At 45.5% G+C, this 20,819-nt stretch carries 20 protein-coding genes and 1 tRNA gene; 9 read left to right on the top strand and 12 right to left on the bottom strand.

Annotated elements, in window-relative coordinates; genetic code table 11:
• Together Q0369_RS00615 and Q0369_RS00610 are read right to left on the bottom strand one after the other, a co-directional pair.
• A partial coding sequence (locus tag Q0369_RS00615; RefSeq protein ID WP_298094581.1) for a biotin/lipoyl-binding protein occupies window positions 1-674 on the bottom strand: 674 nt, incomplete at its 3' end.
• A 658-nt stretch (window positions 675-1,332) separates the two neighbouring features.
• Window positions 1,333-1,815, bottom strand: a complete 483-nt coding sequence (locus Q0369_RS00610; RefSeq protein ID WP_297902948.1) for a flavodoxin domain-containing protein — start codon at window positions 1,813-1,815, stop codon at window positions 1,333-1,335.
• Window positions 1,816-2,028: 213 nt separating this feature from the next.
• Between Q0369_RS00610 and Q0369_RS00605 the strand changes: the two genes are divergently transcribed.
• From Q0369_RS00605 to Q0369_RS00595, 3 genes are all read left to right on the top strand, one after another.
• Window positions 2,029-2,526, top strand: coding sequence for a hypothetical protein (locus tag Q0369_RS00605; protein ID WP_298094578.1), 498 nt, complete (start codon window positions 2,029-2,031; stop codon window positions 2,524-2,526).
• 230 nt (window positions 2,527-2,756) lie between these two features.
• Window positions 2,757-3,089 (top strand): hypothetical protein, encoded by a 333-nt coding sequence (locus Q0369_RS00600; RefSeq protein ID WP_298094574.1) that lies wholly within the window; start codon window positions 2,757-2,759, stop codon window positions 3,087-3,089.
• A 183-nt stretch (window positions 3,090-3,272) separates the two neighbouring features.
• A complete protein-coding gene (locus Q0369_RS00595; protein ID WP_298094571.1) occupies window positions 3,273-3,773 on the top strand; it encodes a hypothetical protein in 501 nt (166 codons plus the stop codon).
• Between the two features lie 222 nt (window positions 3,774-3,995).
• On the opposite strand, the gene Q0369_RS00590 is transcribed toward Q0369_RS00595, so the two are convergent.
• From Q0369_RS00590 to Q0369_RS00575, 4 genes are read right to left on the bottom strand one after another with little or no spacing between them, the layout of a single operon-like run.
• Window positions 3,996-4,544, bottom strand: a complete 549-nt coding sequence (locus tag Q0369_RS00590) for a 2-oxoacid:acceptor oxidoreductase family protein (RefSeq protein ID WP_298094568.1) — start codon at window positions 4,542-4,544, stop codon at window positions 3,996-3,998.
• On the bottom strand, window positions 4,541-5,386 hold the full coding sequence (locus Q0369_RS00585) for a 2-oxoglutarate ferredoxin oxidoreductase subunit beta (RefSeq protein ID WP_298094564.1): 846 nt from the start codon (window positions 5,384-5,386) through the stop codon (window positions 4,541-4,543). Before Q0369_RS00585 ends, Q0369_RS00590 begins: the two co-directional genes overlap by 4 nt.
• On the bottom strand, window positions 5,387-6,508 hold the full coding sequence (locus Q0369_RS00580) for a 2-oxoglutarate synthase subunit alpha (RefSeq protein ID WP_298094559.1): 1,122 nt from the start codon (window positions 6,506-6,508) through the stop codon (window positions 5,387-5,389).
• Window positions 6,508-6,819 (bottom strand): 4Fe-4S binding protein, encoded by a 312-nt coding sequence (locus Q0369_RS00575; RefSeq protein ID WP_297943095.1) that lies wholly within the window; start codon window positions 6,817-6,819, stop codon window positions 6,508-6,510. Before Q0369_RS00575 ends, Q0369_RS00580 begins: the two co-directional genes overlap by 1 nt.
• Before the next feature lie 198 nt (window positions 6,820-7,017).
• Here Q0369_RS00575 and Q0369_RS00570 point away from each other — a divergent pair, with 198 nt between their 5' ends.
• Window positions 7,018-7,179, top strand: coding sequence for a hypothetical protein (locus tag Q0369_RS00570; RefSeq protein ID WP_297905158.1), 162 nt, complete (start codon window positions 7,018-7,020; stop codon window positions 7,177-7,179).
• Between the two features lie 33 nt (window positions 7,180-7,212).
• Here Q0369_RS00570 and Q0369_RS00565 read toward each other — a convergent pair whose 3' ends face one another.
• Window positions 7,213-8,094, bottom strand: a complete 882-nt coding sequence (locus Q0369_RS00565; RefSeq protein ID WP_298094556.1) for a malate dehydrogenase — start codon at window positions 8,092-8,094, stop codon at window positions 7,213-7,215.
• A gap of 109 nt (window positions 8,095-8,203) precedes the next feature.
• Window positions 8,204-9,154: an endolytic transglycosylase MltG gene (gene mltG, locus Q0369_RS00560; RefSeq protein WP_298025442.1), complete on the bottom strand. Its 951-nt coding sequence runs from the start codon at window positions 9,152-9,154 to the stop codon at window positions 8,204-8,206.
• Window positions 9,155-9,284: 130 nt separating this feature from the next.
• On the opposite strand from mltG, the gene Q0369_RS00555 reads away from it, so the two are divergent.
• Both Q0369_RS00555 and Q0369_RS00550 read left to right on the top strand, forming a co-directional pair.
• The gene (locus tag Q0369_RS00555; RefSeq protein ID WP_298094553.1) at window positions 9,285-11,873 is read left to right on the top strand and encodes an AsmA-like C-terminal domain-containing protein; all 2,589 of its coding nucleotides are present in this window, start codon (window positions 9,285-9,287) and stop codon (window positions 11,871-11,873) included.
• Window positions 11,870-12,931, top strand: coding sequence for a tyrosine-type recombinase/integrase (locus Q0369_RS00550; protein ID WP_298094550.1), 1,062 nt, complete (start codon window positions 11,870-11,872; stop codon window positions 12,929-12,931). The genes Q0369_RS00555 and Q0369_RS00550 overlap by 4 nt, the downstream gene beginning before the upstream one ends.
• A 947-nt stretch (window positions 12,932-13,878) precedes the next feature.
• Here Q0369_RS00550 and Q0369_RS00545 read toward each other — a convergent pair.
• The 4 genes from Q0369_RS00545 to Q0369_RS00530 all read right to left on the bottom strand — a co-directional run bounded on the left by Q0369_RS00545 (window position 13,879) and on the right by Q0369_RS00530 (window position 17,632).
• The gene (locus Q0369_RS00545) at window positions 13,879-14,523 is read right to left on the bottom strand and encodes a ferritin family protein (protein ID WP_298094547.1); all 645 of its coding nucleotides are present in this window, start codon (window positions 14,521-14,523) and stop codon (window positions 13,879-13,881) included.
• A gap of 409 nt (window positions 14,524-14,932) precedes the next feature.
• Window positions 14,933-15,607 carry a histidine phosphatase family protein gene (locus tag Q0369_RS00540; RefSeq protein WP_298094540.1) on the bottom strand — a complete coding sequence of 225 codons (675 nt, stop codon included), beginning with the start codon at window positions 15,605-15,607 and terminating at the stop codon, window positions 14,933-14,935.
• Between the two features lie 44 nt (window positions 15,608-15,651).
• On the bottom strand, window positions 15,652-16,209 hold the full coding sequence (locus tag Q0369_RS00535; protein ID WP_298094536.1) for a rhomboid family intramembrane serine protease: 558 nt from the start codon (window positions 16,207-16,209) through the stop codon (window positions 15,652-15,654).
• 787 nt (window positions 16,210-16,996) lie between these two features.
• Window positions 16,997-17,632, bottom strand: a complete 636-nt coding sequence (locus Q0369_RS00530) for an NlpC/P60 family protein (protein WP_298094533.1) — start codon at window positions 17,630-17,632, stop codon at window positions 16,997-16,999.
• 126 nt (window positions 17,633-17,758) lie between these two features.
• Between Q0369_RS00530 and murA the strand changes: the two genes are divergently transcribed.
• From murA to Q0369_RS00515, 3 genes are all read left to right on the top strand, one after another.
• Window positions 17,759-19,027 carry a UDP-N-acetylglucosamine 1-carboxyvinyltransferase gene (murA, locus tag Q0369_RS00525; RefSeq protein WP_298094530.1) on the top strand — a complete coding sequence of 423 codons (1,269 nt, stop codon included), beginning with the start codon at window positions 17,759-17,761 and terminating at the stop codon, window positions 19,025-19,027.
• 471 nt (window positions 19,028-19,498) lie between these two features.
• Window positions 19,499-20,680 carry a molybdopterin molybdotransferase MoeA gene (locus Q0369_RS00520; RefSeq protein ID WP_298094525.1) on the top strand — a complete coding sequence of 394 codons (1,182 nt, stop codon included), beginning with the start codon at window positions 19,499-19,501 and terminating at the stop codon, window positions 20,678-20,680.
• Window positions 20,681-20,741: 61 nt separating this feature from the next.
• A tRNA-Gly gene (locus Q0369_RS00515) sits at window positions 20,742-20,816 on the top strand.
• Window positions 20,817-20,819: the final 3 nt, after the last annotated feature.

Below are 20,819 nucleotides of genomic sequence, written 5' to 3'. Positions count from 1 at the left end.
ATGCTGATGTCGCCAAGCTCCTTAAGGCGCGCTCTGATCTGCCCGCTAAAGGGCGCTTTTAGCACGCTTTGCGTCTCGATTTGGTAATTCAGATATTTCAGATTTTCCTCGCAGCTTGCCAAATTTGCGCGGGCGGCGCCGACATCCTCGCCGCGATAGCCGCTTTGAAGCTGGCGTAGATTAGCCTGCGCGCTTTGCAGCTGGGCTTGCGTGCGCTTCATCGAGTAAAACGCCTCGTCGATCTGCTGCTTGGACGCGGAGTTGCTTTTGCCTAGGCTCTTGAGGCGCTCGTTCGTCAAAGTAGCGAGCTGTAGGGCGTTTTGCAGCGCGCTTACGTTCGCCGCCGCCATCTCGATCTCCTCGCTACGAAAGCCGCTTTGCAGCTTTTGCAAGCTAAATTTAAGCCCGTCGCACCTCGCGATCTGAATACGTCTTTGAAAACTCAGATCCGCCGTATCCAGAGCCGCTAAGACGTCGCCAGCCTGCACGAAATCGCCTTCGTCGCGATAAAGCGCGCTAATGCGGCCGCTGCGCTCAAAGCTAAGCGAACTCTGCCTGATGTCGATTATGCCGTAGGCCTTGTGCGCGACCTCTTCGCGCCTATCGAGATTGAAGTAGATCGCCGCGGCGAGAGCGGCCAGCGCAAAAATGACGAAAATTAGAAGCCTTTTCATAGATCGCCTTAAATTTTGATATGCGGTTATTATAAAATAACTTTTCTAATGCGGCGCTGATATTTGAGGTTTGGGCGGAGATTTTGTAAATTGATCGCATAAAATTGCCGTATTGAATTGACCGTCACGAGCGGGCTAGATTTTGAGCTTGGGAGGATAAAATTTAGCCTATCCGCGCGATTTTAAGCGGCACGGCTTGTAAAACACAGCGACTTTCTGAGCTAAAATTTTAAAATTTTAATGCGGAAGCTCCGCTTTCAAGCGGAGCGTGGAATTTTGACGTACACTCGCCGCGCTAGTATTGCGAGCGGAATTTTGTCGCGAGAGCGAAATTTTATCGCACCGGCAGTATTGCAAGTATCACGGGCGGAATTTATCGTTTATTGCACGAATAGTGCGCAAGTTACCGCGAACTAAATTTTATCGCGGCACCTATAGCTATCTGCGCGGCGAGTTGGAATTTACGGCTCCCGCTAGCGATAAAATTTACGCAGCATGAGCAGGCGGCGCTTGAATGCGGCGGAAATTCTAACGCTGTGGCGAGTAAAATTTAAGAGGGCTTCGCTTTCAAGCGGAGCGTGAAATTTAATGGGGAAATTTAACGAGCTTTAGGCTCGATGAGCCCAAAACTCGCTCGGTCGCGCAAAAGCTGAAATATTTAAAACTCGCCTTTAACCGCGGCGATCCATTTATCAGCCCTCGCCTGCCAGTGCTCGTCGCCCTTAAAATCGATCGTAAGACCCACGAATTTGCCGTTTATGAAGGCGCGCGAATGTTTAAATTTATATCCCTCTGCGCCCCAAGCGCCGATGAGATCGGCCTTTTTAAGCACCGGCAAAAACGCACTCATACCGCTGCAAAAATCGCTGCCGTGGCGCTCGACGTTACCGACGCCTATGAGCGCGACCTTGCGTCCGTCAAAATCAGTTTTGTTTAAAAGCTCCAATTTGTCGTCAAATTTGGCCTGGATCTGTCCGTCGCCGTGCGTCGAAGCCGCAAAAATAAACGCGCCCGCTCCCGCCAAATCCTCTTCATTTAGCTCTTTGGCCTCCTTGATCTCAAAGCCGAGCTTTGAAGCGATGTATTCGCTCACGACCTTCGTGTCGCCGCCTTTGGTGGCGTAAACTAGTAGTTTTTTCATTTTTTCTCCTTTAAAATAAGAATGATTCTAACAAAATAAGATAAATTTTGAGTGAAATAAAAATTTTATAAGGCGCCTAGATACGGCGCAATGCCTCGTATCAAGCTAATTTTAAGCAGCAGTGAGCCGATAAAATTTTAAAACTACTACTTAACCGCTCGTATAAAAATCCATAGTATAATGCCGCCCGTAGCTCATTACAAAGGAGAAAACATGAAGAATTTCACATTATGTTTGATCGCAGCGATAGCGCTTTGCGGCTGCGCGACCCCGCAGGATCGATATGGTGGAGATATTTATGACGCGAGCGAAACAAACCGCATGAGGCAGAGCGATCGGATCGAGATCGTCGATGTCCTGCCCGCCAAAATCAACGTAGAGCGCTCCGAGGGCAATACTGGTAAAATTTTAGGCGGCGTCGCAGGCGGAACTACGGGCGCGGTCATTGGGCATAAGCTCGGCAAACATAGCAGCAGCAGGCGCTTAGCCGAAACTGTGGGGCTCGTGGGCGGCGCGGTAGTGGGCGCGGTCGCCGGAGATGCGATCCAAAACTCCCAAAAGACGGTGCAAGGCTCCAACATCATCTACAAGCTAAACGGCAAGGAATACTCATCCGTGCAAGCCGATCCGCCGTGCAGATTTAGACGCGGCAAGGCTCTGCTGATCCACACGGGCAGCGAAACGCGGGTGCAGCCAAACTCGGGATGTTAACAGAACTCGGTATGTTAAATTTAAAGCCGCCCAAAGCTTGCGGTGGGATTTTAAAATTTCACCGCGACGTTTAAAAATTTAAAAGTGGCGTTTTAAATCCCGAAGCGGCGCGACTTTTGAAAACGGCGCCGCTAAATTTAGCAGGCGATCAAAATTTTAACTCTGCAAAATTTTAAGAGCCCGCTAAAATATTTTAATATATAATCGCCACTTAAAAACAGGGAGCGGCGATGAAAAAATTCTATCTTAAAATTTGGCTACTCGCGTTTATAGCGGCATTTGCAGCGATCCCTGCTGCGGCAGCGGAAGGCTTGGATTATTTATTAAAAACCAAAGAGGAAAAAGATTTAGCGATCTCTTGCGATAGCGGCGACGGAAAATACAGCGCATGCACGAAACTCGTCGAAATTTTATCTAATAAATGCGACGGCGGAGATTATGAAAGCTGCGGGGCTGTCGGAATAATATTTACGGATTTGGGTCAATATGAATTCTCATCCGCTCCTTTGATTAAGGCATGTGAAGCGAAACATCATGTCTTACTGCTCCTATCTTGCCATTAGCGATATACTTTTTACGGGAAATCTTGAAAGAGCCGCTAAGGTTTTTGACAAAATTTGCGAACAGGGAATTTCGGAAGATAAAAGGCTTGCTTGCAGCATCAAGAAAGAGATTGAAGACTGCTCTAAAGATGCAAAGTGCGATCCGCTAATGAAAGCCAAAGAGACTATTAAAGGACTATAACTATGAGAAAAATTTTGTCATTAGCGCTACTTTTATCTATGCCTTTGCTGGCAAAAAACGATATAGACATTGATATCTCTGCCGCAATAAACGATACAAACTTAAAAAATTTAGCGAATAAATGCGATTGGAACAAAGGCGATTATGAAGCTTGCTCGATATTAAAAGATACTTTATCGGCAAAATGCGACGAAAAAAATTTTGAGAGCTGCGGTGCATTGGGAATTTTATTAATATATTTGCGCAGAGAAGAAGACGCAACAAAAGCGCTAAATAAAGCTTGCGATGCCGGATTATTAAATTTTTGCCTAAACGCAGGGATGCACGATTTGTACTATACGGGCAATATAAAAAGAGCATTTGTAAATCTTAAAAAGGTATGCGATGCGGCGATAGAGCCTTCGAAGAAAAAATTGGCCTGCAAGATGAGCTATGGTTTGAAGCCGTGTTTAAATGATAATGAATGCAATCCGGTGAAAAAAGCTAAAGAACTTTTGGAATAAGATTAATTTAACAGGATAAAAAAACGGCAATAATTTTATAAAGTTTGAAAAGATAAAAGGTCGCGGCAGGCAATTTGAATTAGTACAACCCATCAAAAAATAATGTAAGCAGTTGGCTATATAATTTTGAAATTCTAATCTAGAAACTTTATATCTTACCTATAAAAATTTTTAAATTTTACTCTTGCAGTTAATCATAAATTCTATATGAAGTCTTTAAATTTAATCTAAAACCCCTCTCGCGTATTTTATCCCCAAATCATACGCCTTTTCATTTAGCGCACGGGTTTTTTCAGGCACAGAACGGAGCATTTGCTCTTTTACTAGCCCTGAGTCCATACAGCGGCTAAGCTCTACTGCGATCGCTAGAGCCACAACACTTTGGGTGATGACATTTCCAACTTCGTATTTTGCGATGGTGATGATTGGAATTTCATAAATTTTAAAGCTTGCCCTATCCTCATCGCTCGGTGCTACTAAATTCGGCTCGATTACGATCACGCCGCCTTTTTTCACGCCATTTTTGAAAGCATCGTAGCTACTCTGCGCCGTTGCGAGCATGAAATCGATCTCGCCCTCACTCGCGTAAGGATATAGAATTTCTTCATCGCTTAAGATAATATCCACTTTCGTAGGTCCGCCGCGTACCTGAGAGGTATACGTAGATGCCTTGATTCCATAGCCGCCGTGTGCGATCTTTGCCGCAGCTAGAATTTCGCCTGCTAGGATTACGCCTTGACCGCCCACCCCCACAAATCTTAATTGATTCATCTTAGTCCTTCAAAATTTATCGCTTCGCCGCTTTGTGCCGCGTCTATCACCTTTTGATACGCCTTTGTGTATTCGGTGTGCTCATTATCTTCGTGTAAAACTCCAAGCGGAAATAGCCCTGCTCGCTCATCCTCGCTAAGAGCGTCAAATTTTGCTTTAGAGACCGTGCGCGAATCAAGCCACTTTAGCATTTGCACTGCCTCGCTCATTTTATTTTTACGACCCAAATTTACGTGGCAATTGCTAAAAATATCAAAAAAACTATAACCATCGTGCTCAAAGCCCTTGGCTAGAAGTCGCTCGATTTTTTCGGGATTTGTCACGCTCTCGCGTCCGACAAAAGTTGCTCCGGCAGCGATCGCAAGTTTCGCCGCATCAAAGCTGGGATCGACATTGCCATATTGTGCCGTAACCGTCCAAAACCCACGCGGTGTCGTAGGACTCGTCTGCGAGTTCGTAAGCCCGTAGATGAAATTGTTTACTAAGATATGATTTAGATCGATATTGCGGCGGCATCCATGGATCGTGTGATTGCCCCCTATCGCAAGCCCATCGCCATCGCCAGTGACTACTATTACGTGTTTGCCTGGATTTGCAAGCTTGATACCCGTAGCATAAGCTATCGCGCGTCCGTGCGTCGTATGGACGGTATTGCAGTCTATGTAACTCGACATCCTGCCACTACAGCCGATACCGCTTACCACACACACATCGTCCATACTCCAGCCTATGCGGTCAATCGCGCGGATGATCGCTTTTAAGATCACTCCGTCGCCGCAGCCCCAGCACCAAAGCGTAGGCATCTTGTCCGTTCTTAGATATTTGTCGTAATCAAACGCCATTTAAAGCTCCTTTACTTTCTCGATAATCTCGCTAGGGCTGATCGGTCTGCCGTTTGCCTTAAGAAGCGTCTTAAAATCATCCCTCAAGCAAGCGCGCTGCACCTCTAGCAGATACTGCCCTAAATTTAGCTCGGCGATTAAAATTTTATTAAATCTCTCCCCTAGCTCCCTTAGCTTGCGCGCAGGGCTTGGCCATAGCGTAATCGGGCGGAAAAGCCCCACACGCACGCCTTGTCCTCGTAGCTTTAAAATCGCGTCTTTTGCGGCTAGACTAACGCTGCCATAGGCGATGATGCAAGCATCAGCGTCATCTAGCATAAATTCCTCATATTGCACGATCTCATCTTCATGCGCCGAAATTTTATTAAAAAGCCTTTTTATAGAGCGATCTACGATCTGCTCATTTTCGGTCGGAAAGCCCTTCGCGCCGTGATGAAGCCCCGTTATGTGATAGTGGTATCCCCTAAAAAAGGGATTTAGCACCGCAGGCTTATCGGGCGCAGCATCGTAAGGCTCATAATCTTTCGGACTACCTTTAAATTCCACCCTGCGTTCGATTTTTAAATCCGAAATTTCAGGGAGCATCGCCTTAGCCTGCATATGCCCAAGCGTCTCATCAAGTAGCAAAAATACCGGCGTCATAAACCGCTCGGCTAGATTGAAGGCGCGCACGGTTTGCGTATAAGCCTCATTTAGTGAGCCCGGGCATAGCACGATGCTTTGAAAATCGCCGTGAGTGGGGTTACGAGCTTGCAAAATATCGCCCTGCGCCACTCGCGTAGGAAGCCCGGTGCTAGGACCTCCGCGCATAACATTTACGATTAAAAGCGGAATTTCAGCGATGAAGCCAAGTCCAATCTGCTCTGATTTTAGCGAAATCCCAGGACCGGAGCTTGCCGTCATCGCCTTTGCACCGCTCATCGACGCGCCCAAAGCTACAGAAATGCCCGAAATTTCATCTTCCATCTGGATAAATTTACCTCCGACCTTAGGTAGTAAGCGACTCATCTCGTGCGCGATCTCGCTGCTCGGCGTGATCGGGTAGCCGCCGAAAAAATTACAGCCACAATCAATCGCCGCACGCGCAATTAAGGCGTTACCTGTGGAAATTACCTCTCTCATTATGCGTCCTTGGGTTTCATAAAATTATTGTTTTTGATTTTTTCAGCCATCTCTCTAGCCTGAGAGCTTAGACGAGCGAATTTAAAGCCCTTGGGCGCGACGAAAATTGCAAAATCCGGGCAGTGCAACTCGCACTCCCTACAGCCGATACAGGCGCCCTCATCCACCACGTCGATCATCATGCCCTGCACGGCGCCCTCGTCCTGTCTCATCGCGATCGCGCCGCTAGGACAGACGCTTACGCAGATGTTGCACGCCTTACAGCGGCCCTCATCCGTCCAGACGGCGCGCTGGCTCTCATTTTCGCTCATATTTTCTCCTTAATTTATCAAAATCCGCACTAAATCCCGCTTCGCGATTTAAAATTTGAAATTTTGCGGCGCGAGTCTGTTTTGATCGCATTAAATTTCTCTCGTTTTTAAATTTTGCAGAGTTTAAATTTTAAAATTTTGTGGCTTTTAAAAATTTTACGTCACGCAAAATTCTGAGCCAAAGTAAAATTTTAATCTATGAAATTTCACAGCGGGCAAAATTGTGCAAATTTTAAAATTCCGCAGCGAATGAAATTTTACGCTACAAAATTCCGCGAGCTTAAATTTCTTGCCAAAGTGAAATTTGATGCTGCAAATTCTATCACAAGAATTCTGCGCTTTAAAATTTTAGCTCTGTAAATTCCACGTCGCGTCGAATTCGCTTTATTTCCACTAAAACTTCAGCCCCGCTACGCTTTCTCGCATTCGCTCAAGCGCGGCGTAAAACTCGCCCGAGTAGGCGAAATTTCTCTCTATCGCGCCCATTTTGCCAACGCTTACGAAGCGCCCCAAAGGCACTCCCGATCTATCCGCTACGCAGCAAGCGAGCGTGCCGCAGGTATCAAAAAGGATATATTTTATGATCTTTACGATGCCCGCAGCGGGCGCCAAATACGCCGACGTGCCCAGCAGCTCGCCGATCTGCGCGCCGGCGCGTTTGGTATTTTGCACCGCGCGCGCGAAAATTTCATCCGAAATTTCAAATCCCAACTCGTTTTTAAGCGCAATCATCTCTTCGCTATGCGGGCCCACGATCGCGCTTCTCATCGCTGAAATTTCCTTGCCGCTCGCTCGCGCGAGTTCAAATTTAAGCCGCGCGCCGTCCAGCTCGCCCGCCATGCCGATGACTCGCTCTTTTGCAAACCCGCTAGCCTGCAGCGCCGCATAAACCATCATATCAAGCGGATTGGTAACGACGACGATAATAGAGCTAGGCGCATATTTTGCGGCATCTCGCGCACATTGCGCGACTATGGCGGCGTTGCTGCCAAACAACTCCTCCCTGCTCTGTCCCGCCTTTCTTGCGCGCCCCGCGGTGATCACGACGATGCCTGCGTCCGCTATGTCGCCGGGCTCTGTGCTGCCGCTTATGCGCAGGTCGCGCTCGTAAACAGCCGCTGCATGGGCAAGATCGAGTGCTTTGCCGCGCGCGATCCGCTCTACCGCATCCACAAGCGCGATGCTATCTATCTTTTGGCTCAAAGAATCGCTTACGATAAGATCGTTTGCTACCGCTGCGCCGATGTTTCCGGCGCCGAATATCGCTATTTTCATTGTTATCTCCCAAATATCGGCCCGCATTTTTATGATTGCGGGGTTTAAATTTTAAAATTTAAAGACGAAATCTCGTTTTTTAAATTTAATGCCGAAACGGCCTTAAATTTTACCTCTGCGCCTTTACGTTGCGCTCGTGCTCGGCTTGCGTGCGCGCAAAATCGTGAAGCCCCGTCTTTTTATTTCGCATAAAATACAGATACTCGCTCTTTGCGGGCGCGAAAACGGCGCGTATCGCATCGCGAGAGACCACGCACACGGGCTCTTTCGGAAGTCCGTCGTTGAGGTAGGTATTGTAGTGGCTGGTGTCGGTGCGGATGCGCTGCGGAGTGATCTTGACGTGCGAAAACTCGCCGTAATTCAGCGTGCCGTCCATCTGAAGGCGCATATTTTTGGCTAAGCGGTTGTCGATGACGGAGGCTACGAGGGGCATCTCATCTGCGTTTGCGGCCTCTTTTTGAATGACCGAGGCCTTGATCAGCACCTGCTTCCACGCCGTGGCGTTATAGTCGCCGCTAAGCTCGCGCGACAATCCTTCGTGGAATTTTTGTGCGCTTGAGATGAGGTGGTCGATGATATTTTTTTCGCTTTCGTTTTTGCTAATTTTGTAGGTTTCAGGCACCAAAAAGCCCTCGTAAAACGGCGCCGTAGCGTTGTATTCGCGCTCAAGCTCGCTAAAGCTTAGCCCGCGATCTTTCGCAAGCTGTTTTAAAAACACGATCGTAGTCTCGCCCGGGATCAGCTTAATCTCGTTCATCACGGGCTTTGCGACGCTTAGCTCATATAAAAATTGATATTTGGGCAAATTTTCGCCGCTAAGCTCCAGCTCGCCGGTTTTTGCGCCGCCGTAAAAAGAAAGCAGCCTCGCGTCGAATTTGCTAAATTTAGGATAGCTCTTTGAGAGTTCGGATAAAATTTTCGTTGAGCTGCCTTGTCCTATCTGCACGGTTGCCGCGTTGCCGACGCGCTCGTGTAGATCAAAGCCCACGGCCAAAAGGACGATAGCCGCAAGCTCGATACAAATGCACGCCGCTTTGATGAGCTTTATAAAGAATTTCATGCGTTCCTTTCAAAATTTAGCTGAAATTATAGGCAAATAAGCCAAAATTTTGAATAAATTTCATATTATAAGCGCAGTTTTTCGGCACGCCCGATTTGGTTTTGGGGCGGAGTTTTTTAATGAGGCGATGATGTTTAGAACTTTGGCTAGATTTTTTTTGTGCATAACCATACTTTTTATAATCTGTGCGGTAGGCCTAAAACACGGTATAACGATTTCGCAGATGGACGTGGGCTTTGCAAAGCTTGAGGGGTTTTATCTAAAGCTAAATAAAAGCCTCGTGCTGCGTATCAAAAATCTTGAAATTACGCAAAATAATACACAAAATTTAGAGCAAAATTCCACCGATCTGCGCACGCAGAGTGAAAAAATTTTAGAATTTAGCAAAAAAATCTCGCTCATCAACTCCTTTTTTGAAGAGATCGACGTGCAAAATTTAAAGATCAAGGGCGAAAGTCTAAAGCTAAAATACAAAAGCGACGTTTTTTACGCCGACACGCGGTTTTTTAGGCTAAACTCAAAGATCACGCCGAGCGCAAACGGGCTGAACTTCGATCCGATCGAGCTTGAACTAAATGATTTTAATCTCACTTTGCACGGCACGGCGCGAGCAAATTTCAGAGCTGATACGTATGATTTTAACGGCACCTTCGCTTCGCACGAGATCGCAGGCGAGCTTGACGTGCATAACATCGGCTCGGAGCTAAATATCGAGATAAACCGCGCCTCGGCCTTGAGCCTGAAAAATTTTATGAATGAGCTGGGCGCACTTACGGGGCTAAATCCTCTTGCGAAAGAGTGGATCTACGGCAAGGCGGTCGCGCAAAACTACTATATCGAAAACCTCCACGCCAAAATCGATCTGAAAGATCCGCGCCCGATCGCCGAAAATGTTAGCGCCACGGCTTACGCGCAGGATCTTACGATAAAATTTCAACCGCAAATCGAAGCCGTAACGGTAAAAGACGCCAATATCACGCTCAAAAACGATTTTCTAAATTTCACGCTAAATGAGCCTAAATTTAAAGGTAAAAGCCTGGAGGGAAGCAGCGTGCGTATCGGCGGGCTCTTTGAAGAGAGGCCGGTCGTATATCTGGATCTGCGAACTAAAGAGAGTTTGGGCAAAGACCTTGTAGATATTTTGCAAAGCTACGGCATAAATGAGCCCGTATATCCGCTAGGCGGCGGGATCAATGCGCGCGTGCTGATAGACGTGGACGTAGAAAAGGAAAGCGCCAAGGTCGATGCGAACGTGACGCTAAAAGATGCCGATCTGATGATCTCTAAAGCGAAATTTCACTCCAAAGCCGCGCGGGTGCATATCACAGAAAAAAAGATCGACATCAAAGACGCGAATCTGCAAAATGAAATTTTTAACGCCACGGCAAGCGGCAGTATCGATATCGCGACGCGCAAAGCCAAATTTAACGGCGTTATTCATAGCTTCAATCTCTCCCCGAACGGCAAAGAAATTTTAAAATTTGGCGACGCGCGAGATAATATAAGCCTTGATTTTAGCGGCAAAGCGCCGGTGCTGAGCTCGCAATTTTTAGGCGCGAAGATGAGCTTCGGCGAGCGGATCGAGATTAGCTCGCCCGATATTAGCGGAATTTTGCCCTTTTCTAAGACGCTTAAAAACGCGGGTATTAGCGGCGGAGACCTTAAAATTTTAACTAGCGATTTTACAAATTTGGATATCAGCAGCAGCAATCTCATCTTTGATTTCGGTCTGCTGAACAAGGACGGAAGCCATTATAAAAACGACTCTTTCGCGCTTCGAGTGCGCGGCGGCGATCTGGACGGCTCTAGCGGAAGCGGTAAAATTTCTCTTAAAATCAACAAAGGCGGCAACTTCGTTTCTTTAAAAGACGTGGATGTCGCGATCAATACGAGCGTGCAAACCAGCGAGTTTAATAGCGGCACGAAGGAGCGCTCGCCGATAAATTTCAGCGGGCAAAACTCTTCCATAGTGCTATCCGATCTTAATAAGACGCTTAAATTTACGCACTTTAACGGCGTGCTGGACGGCAAAAATATGAATTTAAACGCAAGCTTTAAACGCGGCGACGTGAAATTGATCTTTAAAAAGAGCTTGCTTCAAATTTTTGCGCAAAACATCAGCGGCGAGGCACTTAATCAATTTCTGGGCTCGCAGAGCTTCGACGGAGGAGTATTTACGCTAAAAGCAAGCGGCATCGATCCGCGCAACTATCGCGGCGAGATCAACGTGCAAAACACCTATCTGAAGGACTACATCATCTATCAAAGGCTGCTTAGCTTTATAAACTCCGTGCCGTCGCTGCTTACGTTTAAGACGCCCGATTTCAACGATCGCGGCTTTAGCGTGCAGAGGGGCAAAATTTACTTTCGCCGCAGCGGCGATAAAATTTATATAAACGCGATGAACTTTACCGGCAGTAGCGCCGATATCGCGGGCAACGGCGAAGTGGATATGAAAAGCGGTGCGCTGAATATCGATCTGGAGCTTAAATACCTCAAAGACGCAAGCTCGATAATCTCAAAAATCCCGCTGCTAAATCATATCATCTTGGGCGAAAACAACACGATCTCCACGATCATCGAGATTCGCGGCACGACGAAAAAGCCCACCTACTCGACCGGCGTTGCGACCGACGTGCTAAAAACGCCGTATAATCTTATCAAAAACACGCTGATGCTGCCTTTTGTAATCTTCGGCGACAGCGAGGAGAGCAAATGAAATTCCCGCTCGATTATAAGGATAGCTTTGAAAAATCGCTGCTGTTTTGGCTCGTAAAATTCGTGCGCTACAAGCTAAGCGCGCTATCGAATAAGGAGCTGAAAAACGACGCGCTGTTTCGCCGCGCGAGCCTGGCGCTAAATCACGAGGTAGCAAGTATCGGCGAACTCGAGCGGCTCGCAAAAGATGCGCGAAATGCGGGACTTACCGGCATCAATACCTATTTTAACCCGCTTAAAAAATTTTACGAAGCGATCATGCAGTACGGCCTTGAGAGTATGAAAAATATCGATGAGGAGCTTTTGAGCGAAATTTTAGCCTCGATTACGGGCGGGCTGAGCGATGCGAGCAAAAAAAACTACCGCATCGCCGTGATAAATTTTTTCGGCTTCATCGACCGCCAAAATGAACAGGACGGCACCTCGCACAACTACGGCATAGAGCTTAAGCACTGGGGCGGTATTAGCGGCAGCCGCGGCACGAAGCTTCCGGAGTTTATGAGCGAGGAGGAGCTGAAGCGGTTTTTGGACGCGATAAATCTAAGCGAGTTTCCCTCCTTTGCTCACCGCAACCGCCTGATCGTAAAAATCATCGTCTACACCGGCATCCGCGTGGGCGAGGCGATAAATTTAAAGCGCAAAGATATCGCGCCCGAGGGCGATCTTTTCGTCATCCGAATCCGCGGCAAGGGCAACAAATACCGCATCGTAATGATCAAGCGCCACCTAATTGAGGAGCATCTAAACGCGCTGGAGACGAACTTTGCCAACAAAGAGGGCTATCTTTTCGTCACCAAAAATGGCGCACCGCTTACCCAGGCCTACGTCAGCGGCATCGTGGAGAAAATTTTAATGAGCGCGGGCATCCGCAAGGAAAAAAACGGCGCCCACATGCTGCGCCACACCTTCGCGACGATGCTTTACAAAAAGCAAAAGGACCTCGTGCTCGTCCAAGAAGCCCTCGGTCACGCGAGCCTAAATACTTCGCGCATCTACACCCACTTCGATAGCGACAAACTGCGCCTTGCGGCGAAGGTCGCGGAGGAATTCGAGGAGTGAAATTTTAAAATTTGAGGTAGCGAGAGGCTTGCTTGAGCGAGATTTTTTAAATCTCGTTTTGATGCGGCTTTGAAATCGTTTTTTATGGAATTTATTTTCTAAAAAATTTGGAATTTTGTTTTGAAAAATTCTGAAATTTGTTTTTCATACTCGAATAACAAGACCAAAAATCCTGCCTTTCGCATTTTAGAATTTAACTCATTAACTCGGCAAAATTTTAAATTAACGCGCGAGCCTTAGAGCTTGATTACAAAAAATCTAAAATTTTACTCTTTTGGAATATAGAATAATTTACTTTTTAGATTTTCTCATGCGATTTTGCCTAAAATTCCAGATAAATTTAGTATAAAATTTCATTTAAATTTTGACGATACGGGATTTCATCCAAGGATTTTATAAGCAAAAGATAATCGACATATTAAAAGGTAGCGGATATAAAATTTATCTGCAAATTCCGCAAGGATAGAATTTCTGATTTAAAATTTAAACCCTCAAAATTTTATAGTTTGATTTACTTCCAAATTCTCATCGCACCGTATTCGCCTTAAAATTTAAAAATGCAGAAGATTTGCCACCAAAGTTTGCTGCGAAATTTACCGGCGCGAAACTTGCTTCGTAAACAGCGCAAGAATCATATAGGAATTTATACTAAAAATTTAAAGATACAAAATCCATCGGCATGACTATTTTTAGATTTATTTTACGACAGAAATCCCGCTCTTGCGAGCAGGATTTCATTTCTTAGGGGGATAAGAAAAGGAGTTTAGGCTAAATAAATTTAGCCCGAGATTTCGTCTAGCCACGGAGTCCCGCGGCAAAAAGGAGCAAAAAGACGAAATCTCGCGCAAAATTTTAAGCCAAGATTTAAGCGATCGGCTCGCGACAATAAACGAGATTTGCGACGGCTTCAAAAGCTATCGCAAAAACGCCGTGCCGCAAGCATCAAATCAGACAAGCCTTTGTTTTTTGAAATACTCACGCGGAGCCTTACAGAGCGGACAGGCGCCAGGAGCTTTCTTGCCGCGATGGACGTGGCCGCAGACCTCGCACACCCAAACTTCCTCGTCAAAACTCTCGAAAAAGCCCTCCTCTAGCAGGATCTTTTGAAGCTCGTTGTATTCGCGCTCGTGCTCCTCCTCGACCTTGCCGATGGCGTTAAAAAGGCGCGCAACCTCTTTTTTGCCCTCTTCGGTCGCGATTTTAGCGAAGCTCGGATACATGCTCTCGTGCTCGTAGCGCTCGCCGGCAGCAGCATCAAGCAGATTTTTATCCATCTTATCAAGCGGAATGCCTGCGGCTGCATGATGCGCCTTTAGCTCGGCTCTAGCGTGCCATTTTTCATTTTCGGCGGCCTCGTAAAAATGTCGCGCAATGGCGTGAAAGCCCGCCTCTTTGGCCAAATCGCCGTAAAGATCGTATTTGTTGCGCGCCTGGGACTCGCCTGCAAACGCCTTCATCAAATTTACCTGCGTCAGATCCTCGGTGATGCATTTCATCGGCTCGCCACAACAGCTAAGCGTGCCGTCGCCTACTTTTTGCACCTCGACCTCCGCGCCGCATTTGTCGCATCTGTAAGTTTCGTACTGTCTCATTTTAATTCCCTATCAAAATTTTTAGGGAATGATACCACAGCTACTATTAAATTTTACTTAATAAATTTTATTCTTCTCAATAAATTTATGTTTTTGAGAAAATTTTGGCACGAAATTTTCATCCGCAAAATCTAAACTTAAGATTTTTCAAAGCAAATGAAATTTCAAGCAAAAGCGCTAACGCTCGATTATCTAAAAATATGAAATTTAGTTTTTTGACTCATTTAGTCTGCAATTTTCAAGGCTAGTCACATCATTGGAAATTTTTTAAAATTTAAAGTTATCTCAAAAATAATTTGCTATTTTGCCATATGGTCTTATTTTACGAGTATATGACAATGCTTGGCAAAAATTAGCCTTATGCACTAACGAGCCGTCCGATTGTAATTATGAAGCGTTAAAAGCTTAATTAAGGGCACTGTAGCATTACCATTTTGCCGCTATGATCGGTAATATCTGAGAATTTATGAACGTCAAATTCTAAGCCGTAAATCGAGCAAGGAGGAAATTTATCGACTTCCTTCTCGCCTAAAAGCGAGCAAATTGCGCCTATTGCCGGATTATGTCCAACGATAAATACGCATTCCGCGCTAGCTGCATTAAAATTTTGCACAATATCTGCGCTAGAAATTTCTACATTGTTGCAAGATATCGCATTATTTTCGCTAATGCTAGCGAGAATTTTAGTGCTCTTAAAAGTAGAATTTTCAGCGTTTGCGTCGCGATGTTTTTCGCTACTCAGACCGACCGCATTGTATTTTTCTACATTCACACCGCACCCAAAAAATCGTTTCTCATCCAAGCTGCGAACAAACCTTGCCAAATCCCATAAGCTTGCGTCGTATAACTCTCGCAATGGCACTACCCTTTTCGTCACGTCCAGCGCATTAGCGATAATTTGCGCCGTATGGAGTGCGCGTATAGCCGGGCTTGTAATAATTAAATCAGGCGCAAGTCCCAAGCTGCGCAGCTTTTCTCCGAGTTTAATTGCGCAAAGTTCGCCCACTTGGCTTAATGCCCGCTCAAAATCGCTTCCGTTGCCGCTTTGCGCCTCGGCATGTCTTATAAAATATATCCGTTTCATCTGCATCCTTTCATAAAATTTTTTGTATAATTTAGCGTTAAATTCTACAAAATTCTAAATTTTTTCTGGATCATTCCAAAGCCATAACCGACCACAAATCCCGCTATGTGCGCATACCATGCCACATTTACGCCCATTAACATCGGCGCAAAGCTCATTATCAAAATCGCGACAAAAATCCCGCCCGCATTGCGTTCATCAAAATAAGCAATCACGCCTAAAAGCACGCAAATAGCGCCGCTAGCGCCTACGATATTGACGATTTCTCCCATGTTCATGGCATAACGGATATAAATCAGGCACAAAGCGCCGCTCAGCAGCCCGCCTACGATGTAAAGTAGCGTAAATTTTATCCCACCGAACGCTCGCTCTAAAATCCCGCCGAATTGATATAAAACTGCCATATTCATCGCTAGATGCATCACTCCGCCGTGCATAAAAAATGAACTTAGTAGCTGCCACGGCATCCCCTCGAAAAAATATGGATTGAGCCCGAAAAATAGGTAAGACTTAAAGCCGAAAAAATATTCCAATGCGAATGAAATCACGAAAAATAGGATATTCGCCGCGATGATCGCGAGAGTAAATTTGCCTGTTTGCATGAAACTCCTTAAATTTTTCACGCATAGTAGCAAAATTTTGATTAAATTAAAGGCGTCGCGTGTTTTTATGGGTTAGAGAAAAATTATAGATAAGTTCTAGCATCAAAATTTTGACAATGGTTTTAATTGCAAGCGCCTTATCAAAATAGCTGCGTTAAAGTTAAAATTTAGATATAGCGGCTTTAAAGTAAAATTTTCATGATGAAATTTAGACCGTAAATCTTTTTTGAAAGTTTTACGTAATTTATAAAGTTTATCTGACGTAAATTAAAAAACAAACATGCCGTTAAATTTAATAACGATAAAATTTCAGTTATATGAAGCCATTTTGTAGAATTTTATATAAAATTATAAGTATAATTTTATTAAGAATAACAAAAATTTGAGTTCAAATTAATTTCAAAATAAATTTTTAGAGTAATATTTTATTAAATGCTTGTTATATATAATTACGCGTTAAAAATGCTAATTTAATTTACCGCGATAGCATCAAAATGAGTTTTTATTCATAAGTTTTTACTACAGGAGTTTAAAAGCCATAAAATTCTAAAATTTGATTAGAATTTTAGGAATTTAATAAATTCTGCAAAGCTAAGTCATAGCTAGAATTCCAAGCGAAATTATTTGCAAAATTTTGCTTGGAATTTTAGAGCATAAATCAAACCGCCGCGAATTTTTAAACCGCCGCGAATTTTTAAAAGGTCTAACGAAATTTCATAAAATCTAATAAATTCCAAAAGTTATAAGAAATTTTTCAAAAAATACGGGCGAAAGAATTTTCAAAATTCTAGTTATTCACCCGTCCGTATCCTGCGAAGCGGTTCGACGCTAGGCAGCTTATGCGATCTTTGCCGCAGCGGACGATATAGCTATTTTCCATCTTTTGTCCCGCGATGTGGACGTTCTTTTTATTTAAATTTACAAAATCCGCTTGATTTCTGCCGCGGGTATTATGGACGAATTTTACTCGCCCATCGGCGTAAATCTCGCGCACGATGCCGATATGGCTGATCTCGTTGCTGATCTTGCCTTTATTGGAGCGCAAAGTGTTTTGGAAAAACACCAAATCCCCCACGCGCGGCGTATTGCTTAATAAATTCCTGCGGCTGTAATAGTTGTAGATCGCTTGAGATTTGCGTCCGTTCGTAAAATATTTCGGCAGATCCTTTGAGTTAAAAAACAGCTCGTCGTGCTTGCTGTTTAGCACGGTGATAAATCCGCTGCAATCTCCTCCTGCGCGAGTTCCGGTATAGCCGTCCACCGACGCGATTAGCGGGCGATTAAACTCGCTTCCGGGTATGGAGGTTATCCCCTCTTCGCGATCGTTTAAGACATAAGCCTGCTGGCTGCCGGCGGATGGGGCTTTTGAGGAGCAGCCGAGCAGCAAAAACGCACCCAAAGCGCAGATAATTAATTGTTTCATATAAATCCTTAAATAAAATTATGCGACGATTTGAACGTACGGCGCAATTTTAGCGCCTGGCGGTAACAAAATGGTAACTTTAAAGCTAAATTCTGTATAATTATTTAAATTTTACACGGAGAAATCATGCATTATCTACGAATTAACGGGGGCAAAAAACTAAGCGGTAGCGTCAAAATAAGCGGCGCAAAAAACGCCGCACTGCCGCTCATAGCTCTATCTATCCTTTCAAAAAACGAAGTCGTAATTAAAAATTTACCTGCAGTTTCCGATATCCACACGCTAATTCAGCTGCTTTCAAATTTAGGTGCAAAGTGCGAGTTTCTTGACGCTAATACCGCCAAAATCGATCCGCGCGAGGTAAACTCGACCAAGGCGATCTACGACATAGTGCGTAAAATGCGAGCTTCGATCTTGGTGCTAGGGCCGCTTTTAGCGCGGTTTAGACACTGCGAGGTAAGTCTTCCCGGAGGCTGCGCGATCGGTGCCAGACCGATTGATCTGCATCTTAGCGCGCTTGAAAAAATGGGCGCAGAGGTTAAGATCGAGCAGGGTTACGTCGTTTGCACCGCAAAAAAGGGGCTTAAGGGCGCGACTATAAATTTTGACAAAATTACCGTCACCGGCACCGAAAATATCGTAATGGCGGCAGCCTTAGCAAGCGGCACCACTCATATCATAAACGCGGCAAAAGAGCCCGAAGTGATCGCCGTTTGCAACGCATTAAAAAGTGCAGGCATCGACATAGAGGGCATCGGCACGAACGAGATCCTCATCAAAGGAAGTGGCGGCGAGCTTTTAAATTTGAACGAAATTTCGATCATTCCCGATCGCATCGAAGCAGGCACCTATCTGTGCGCAGGCGCAATCACAGGCTCTCATATCACGATCACGCACGCTTGCGCGGCTCATCTTGGCGCCGTACTTGCAAAATTTGAAGATATGGGCTTTAAATTTGAAATTTCAAACGGCGGTGAGGAAATAACGATCCTACCTGCTTCAAAGATCAAACCCGTAGAGATCATCACGAGCGAATATCCAGGCTTTCCTACCGATATGCAGGCGCAGTTTATGGCGCTGGCGTGTGTAGCCACGGGCGTCAGCACCATCGACGAGAGGCTTTTTGAAAACCGCTTCATGCACGTTAGCGAACTCTCAAGAATGGGTGCAGATATCCGTTTAAACGGACACATCGCGACTATCAGCGGCGGCAAGCTAAACGGTGCGGACGTTATGGCGACCGATCTGCGCGCCAGCTCAGCTCTCGTTTTAGCCGCCCTTGCGGCGCGCGGCGAGAGCAAAATACATAGAATTTACCACCTAGATCGCGGATATGAGAGGCTGGAAGCTAAGCTTGGTGCGCTCGGCGCAGACATACATAGGCTGGAGGAATGAGGACTTCGAAATAAAAAAACTTGTGCAAGCAAGCGATGCGGAATTTTACGCGAAACGCGTTTTAAAATGCCATGCTACGTAAGAGCCACGTAAATTCTACAACAGCAATGCATTAATCGCTAAAGCTAAGTGTGGCGAAATTTTAAAGGCAAATCTTGGTAGAATTTCAAGGATGAGTCTCTTAAGAATTTAAGTGGTGAGCTTTGGTAAAATTTAATGAACGAACCGTAGTGGAATTCTTTAAGCACATGCGAGCGGAATTCCTAGGGCAAAGCGGAATTTTACGAGTGATATGCTTTGAAATTTTAAGTAACACTAGCATTAAAATAAGGCAATTGAGCCCGTGAAATTTTGCGCACTCATTTGGATAAAATTTTGCTTTGCAAGCTCCGGCAAAACATAGAATTTAATACTATGTGAGGTCTTAACTGCGCGAATTTAAAATGTAAAAAATGATAAAAAGGACTTAAAATGATAGGAATAAATGAGGCCATAGATTTGGCTATGATTAAAATCACATCAAGCAGGCGGAGCGAAATGGTGCCTCTTCCCGGTACCCTAGGTCGCATCCTTTCTAGCGATATTTCTGCGATTAAAAACCTACCCTGCTTCGATAATTCGGCGCTTGACGGCTATGCCTACGCGGCGGACTTCAAAGACGAAGAGCTAAAAATCGTAGAGCCTACGATTTTTGCGGGAGATGAGAAATTCTACGAAATCAAGGCTGCGCAAGCGCAAAAGATAATGACCGGCGCGCCAATGCCTGCGGGCGCGGACTCTGTTGCGAGGCTAGAGGATGTAGACGTGCAAGGTGGAACTCTAAAAATCCCTGCTTCCGTTCATGCCCACGACGGCTTTCGTAAAAAAGGCGAGGAGGTGCGCGTGGGCGAGCTTTTATTGCGCCGTGGCGAAATTTTAAACCCTGCTAAAATCATGCTTCTTGCCGCGCAAGGAATTTACGAAGTAAGCGCTTACGCGCGTCCTAAAATCGCTATATTTTCGAGCGGCAACGAGCTAAAAGAGCCGTGGCAGAGCGCAAGTGAGCGCGAAATTTATAACGCCAACTCTAGTGGCATTGCTGCATTGCTGCAAAAATACGGCTTTGAAAACGAGTATTTAGGGATTTTAAAGGATGATTTTAGCGAGGTGTGCGAGGCGCTAGATACTGCTACGCGTAAATTTGACGTGCTAATTACCAGCGGTGGAGCAAGTGCTGGGGAGGCGGATTTTATGCAAAGCGCTATGAGTGAACTTGGATTTTTGCAGGTTTTCGATCACATCGATATCAAGCCCGGCCGCCCCAGCAAGTGCTTCGCAAAAGACGGAAAATTCGTCTTTGCAATGGCAGGCAATCCGATGGCTGCTTTCGTGCTTACGCGCGCAGTCATACTACCGATACTATTTAAGCTTAGCGGCGCAAGTGAGGCTTTTAGCGCAGAAGCGGCGATATATGCCAAGCTCGCAAGCGATCTAAAGCTAAAAAGCGGTAGAGTAAATTTAACCGTAGGCGCATATGAAGGCGGAGTTTTTACGCCTATGCCGTCGCCTTCGGGACGCATCAGGCCGCTGGCTGCGGCATCGCATTTTTTCTTGGCTGATCCTGAATGCGACAAAGTTCGCGCTGGAGAAATCGTAAAAATTTATGAAATTTAAGCGAGAAATTATTGACAAATGAAAATTTATAGGCTACAATCGCGCTTTATTTTTACCGCATGCGGGAATAGCTCAGTGGTAGAGCGCAACCTTGCCATGGTTGATGTCGCGAGTTCGACTCTCGTTTCCCGCTCCATTT

This window comes from uncultured Campylobacter sp. (assembly GCF_938030685.1).
Taxonomy (GTDB): Bacteria; Campylobacterota; Campylobacteria; order Campylobacterales; family Campylobacteraceae; genus Campylobacter_B.
Note: the sequence above shows the minus strand (reverse complement) of the source record. Positions and strands in the feature narration are given on the sequence as shown.

Excerpts from the sequence above, each read along its gene's own strand:
- Q0369_RS00570 (WP_297905158.1), top strand. The coding sequence starts at position 7,018 with ATGAAATTTCACAGCGGGCAAAATTGTGCAAATTTTAAAATTCCGCAG.
- mltG (WP_298025442.1), bottom strand. The coding sequence starts at position 9,154 with ATGAAATTCTTTATAAAGCTCATCAAAGCGGCGTGCATTTGTATCGAG.
- Q0369_RS00585 (WP_298094564.1), bottom strand. The coding sequence starts at position 5,386 with ATGGCGTTTGATTACGACAAATATCTAAGAACGGACAAGATGCCTACG.
- Q0369_RS00605 (WP_298094578.1), top strand. The coding sequence starts at position 2,029 with ATGAAGAATTTCACATTATGTTTGATCGCAGCGATAGCGCTTTGCGGC.
- Q0369_RS00545 (WP_298094547.1), bottom strand. The coding sequence starts at position 14,523 with ATGAGACAGTACGAAACTTACAGATGCGACAAATGCGGCGCGGAGGTC.
- Q0369_RS00595 (WP_298094571.1), top strand. The coding sequence starts at position 3,273 with ATGAGAAAAATTTTGTCATTAGCGCTACTTTTATCTATGCCTTTGCTG.
- Q0369_RS00520 (WP_298094525.1), top strand. The coding sequence starts at position 19,499 with ATGATAGGAATAAATGAGGCCATAGATTTGGCTATGATTAAAATCACA.
- Q0369_RS00540 (WP_298094540.1), bottom strand. The coding sequence starts at position 15,607 with ATGAAACGGATATATTTTATAAGACATGCCGAGGCGCAAAGCGGCAAC.
- Q0369_RS00550 (WP_298094550.1), top strand. The coding sequence starts at position 11,870 with ATGAAATTCCCGCTCGATTATAAGGATAGCTTTGAAAAATCGCTGCTG.
- Q0369_RS00575 (WP_297943095.1), bottom strand. The coding sequence starts at position 6,819 with ATGAGCGAAAATGAGAGCCAGCGCGCCGTCTGGACGGATGAGGGCCGC.
- Q0369_RS00535 (WP_298094536.1), bottom strand. The coding sequence starts at position 16,209 with ATGCAAACAGGCAAATTTACTCTCGCGATCATCGCGGCGAATATCCTA.
- Q0369_RS00580 (WP_298094559.1), bottom strand. The coding sequence starts at position 6,508 with ATGAGAGAGGTAATTTCCACAGGTAACGCCTTAATTGCGCGTGCGGCG.
- Q0369_RS00590 (WP_298094568.1), bottom strand. The coding sequence starts at position 4,544 with ATGAATCAATTAAGATTTGTGGGGGTGGGCGGTCAAGGCGTAATCCTA.
- Q0369_RS00610 (WP_297902948.1), bottom strand. The coding sequence starts at position 1,815 with ATGAAAAAACTACTAGTTTACGCCACCAAAGGCGGCGACACGAAGGTC.
- Q0369_RS00530 (WP_298094533.1), bottom strand. The coding sequence starts at position 17,632 with ATGAAACAATTAATTATCTGCGCTTTGGGTGCGTTTTTGCTGCTCGGC.
- Q0369_RS00555 (WP_298094553.1), top strand. The coding sequence starts at position 9,285 with ATGTTTAGAACTTTGGCTAGATTTTTTTTGTGCATAACCATACTTTTT.
- Q0369_RS00600 (WP_298094574.1), top strand. The coding sequence starts at position 2,757 with ATGAAAAAATTCTATCTTAAAATTTGGCTACTCGCGTTTATAGCGGCA.
- Q0369_RS00565 (WP_298094556.1), bottom strand. The coding sequence starts at position 8,094 with ATGAAAATAGCGATATTCGGCGCCGGAAACATCGGCGCAGCGGTAGCA.
- murA (WP_298094530.1), top strand. The coding sequence starts at position 17,759 with ATGCATTATCTACGAATTAACGGGGGCAAAAAACTAAGCGGTAGCGTC.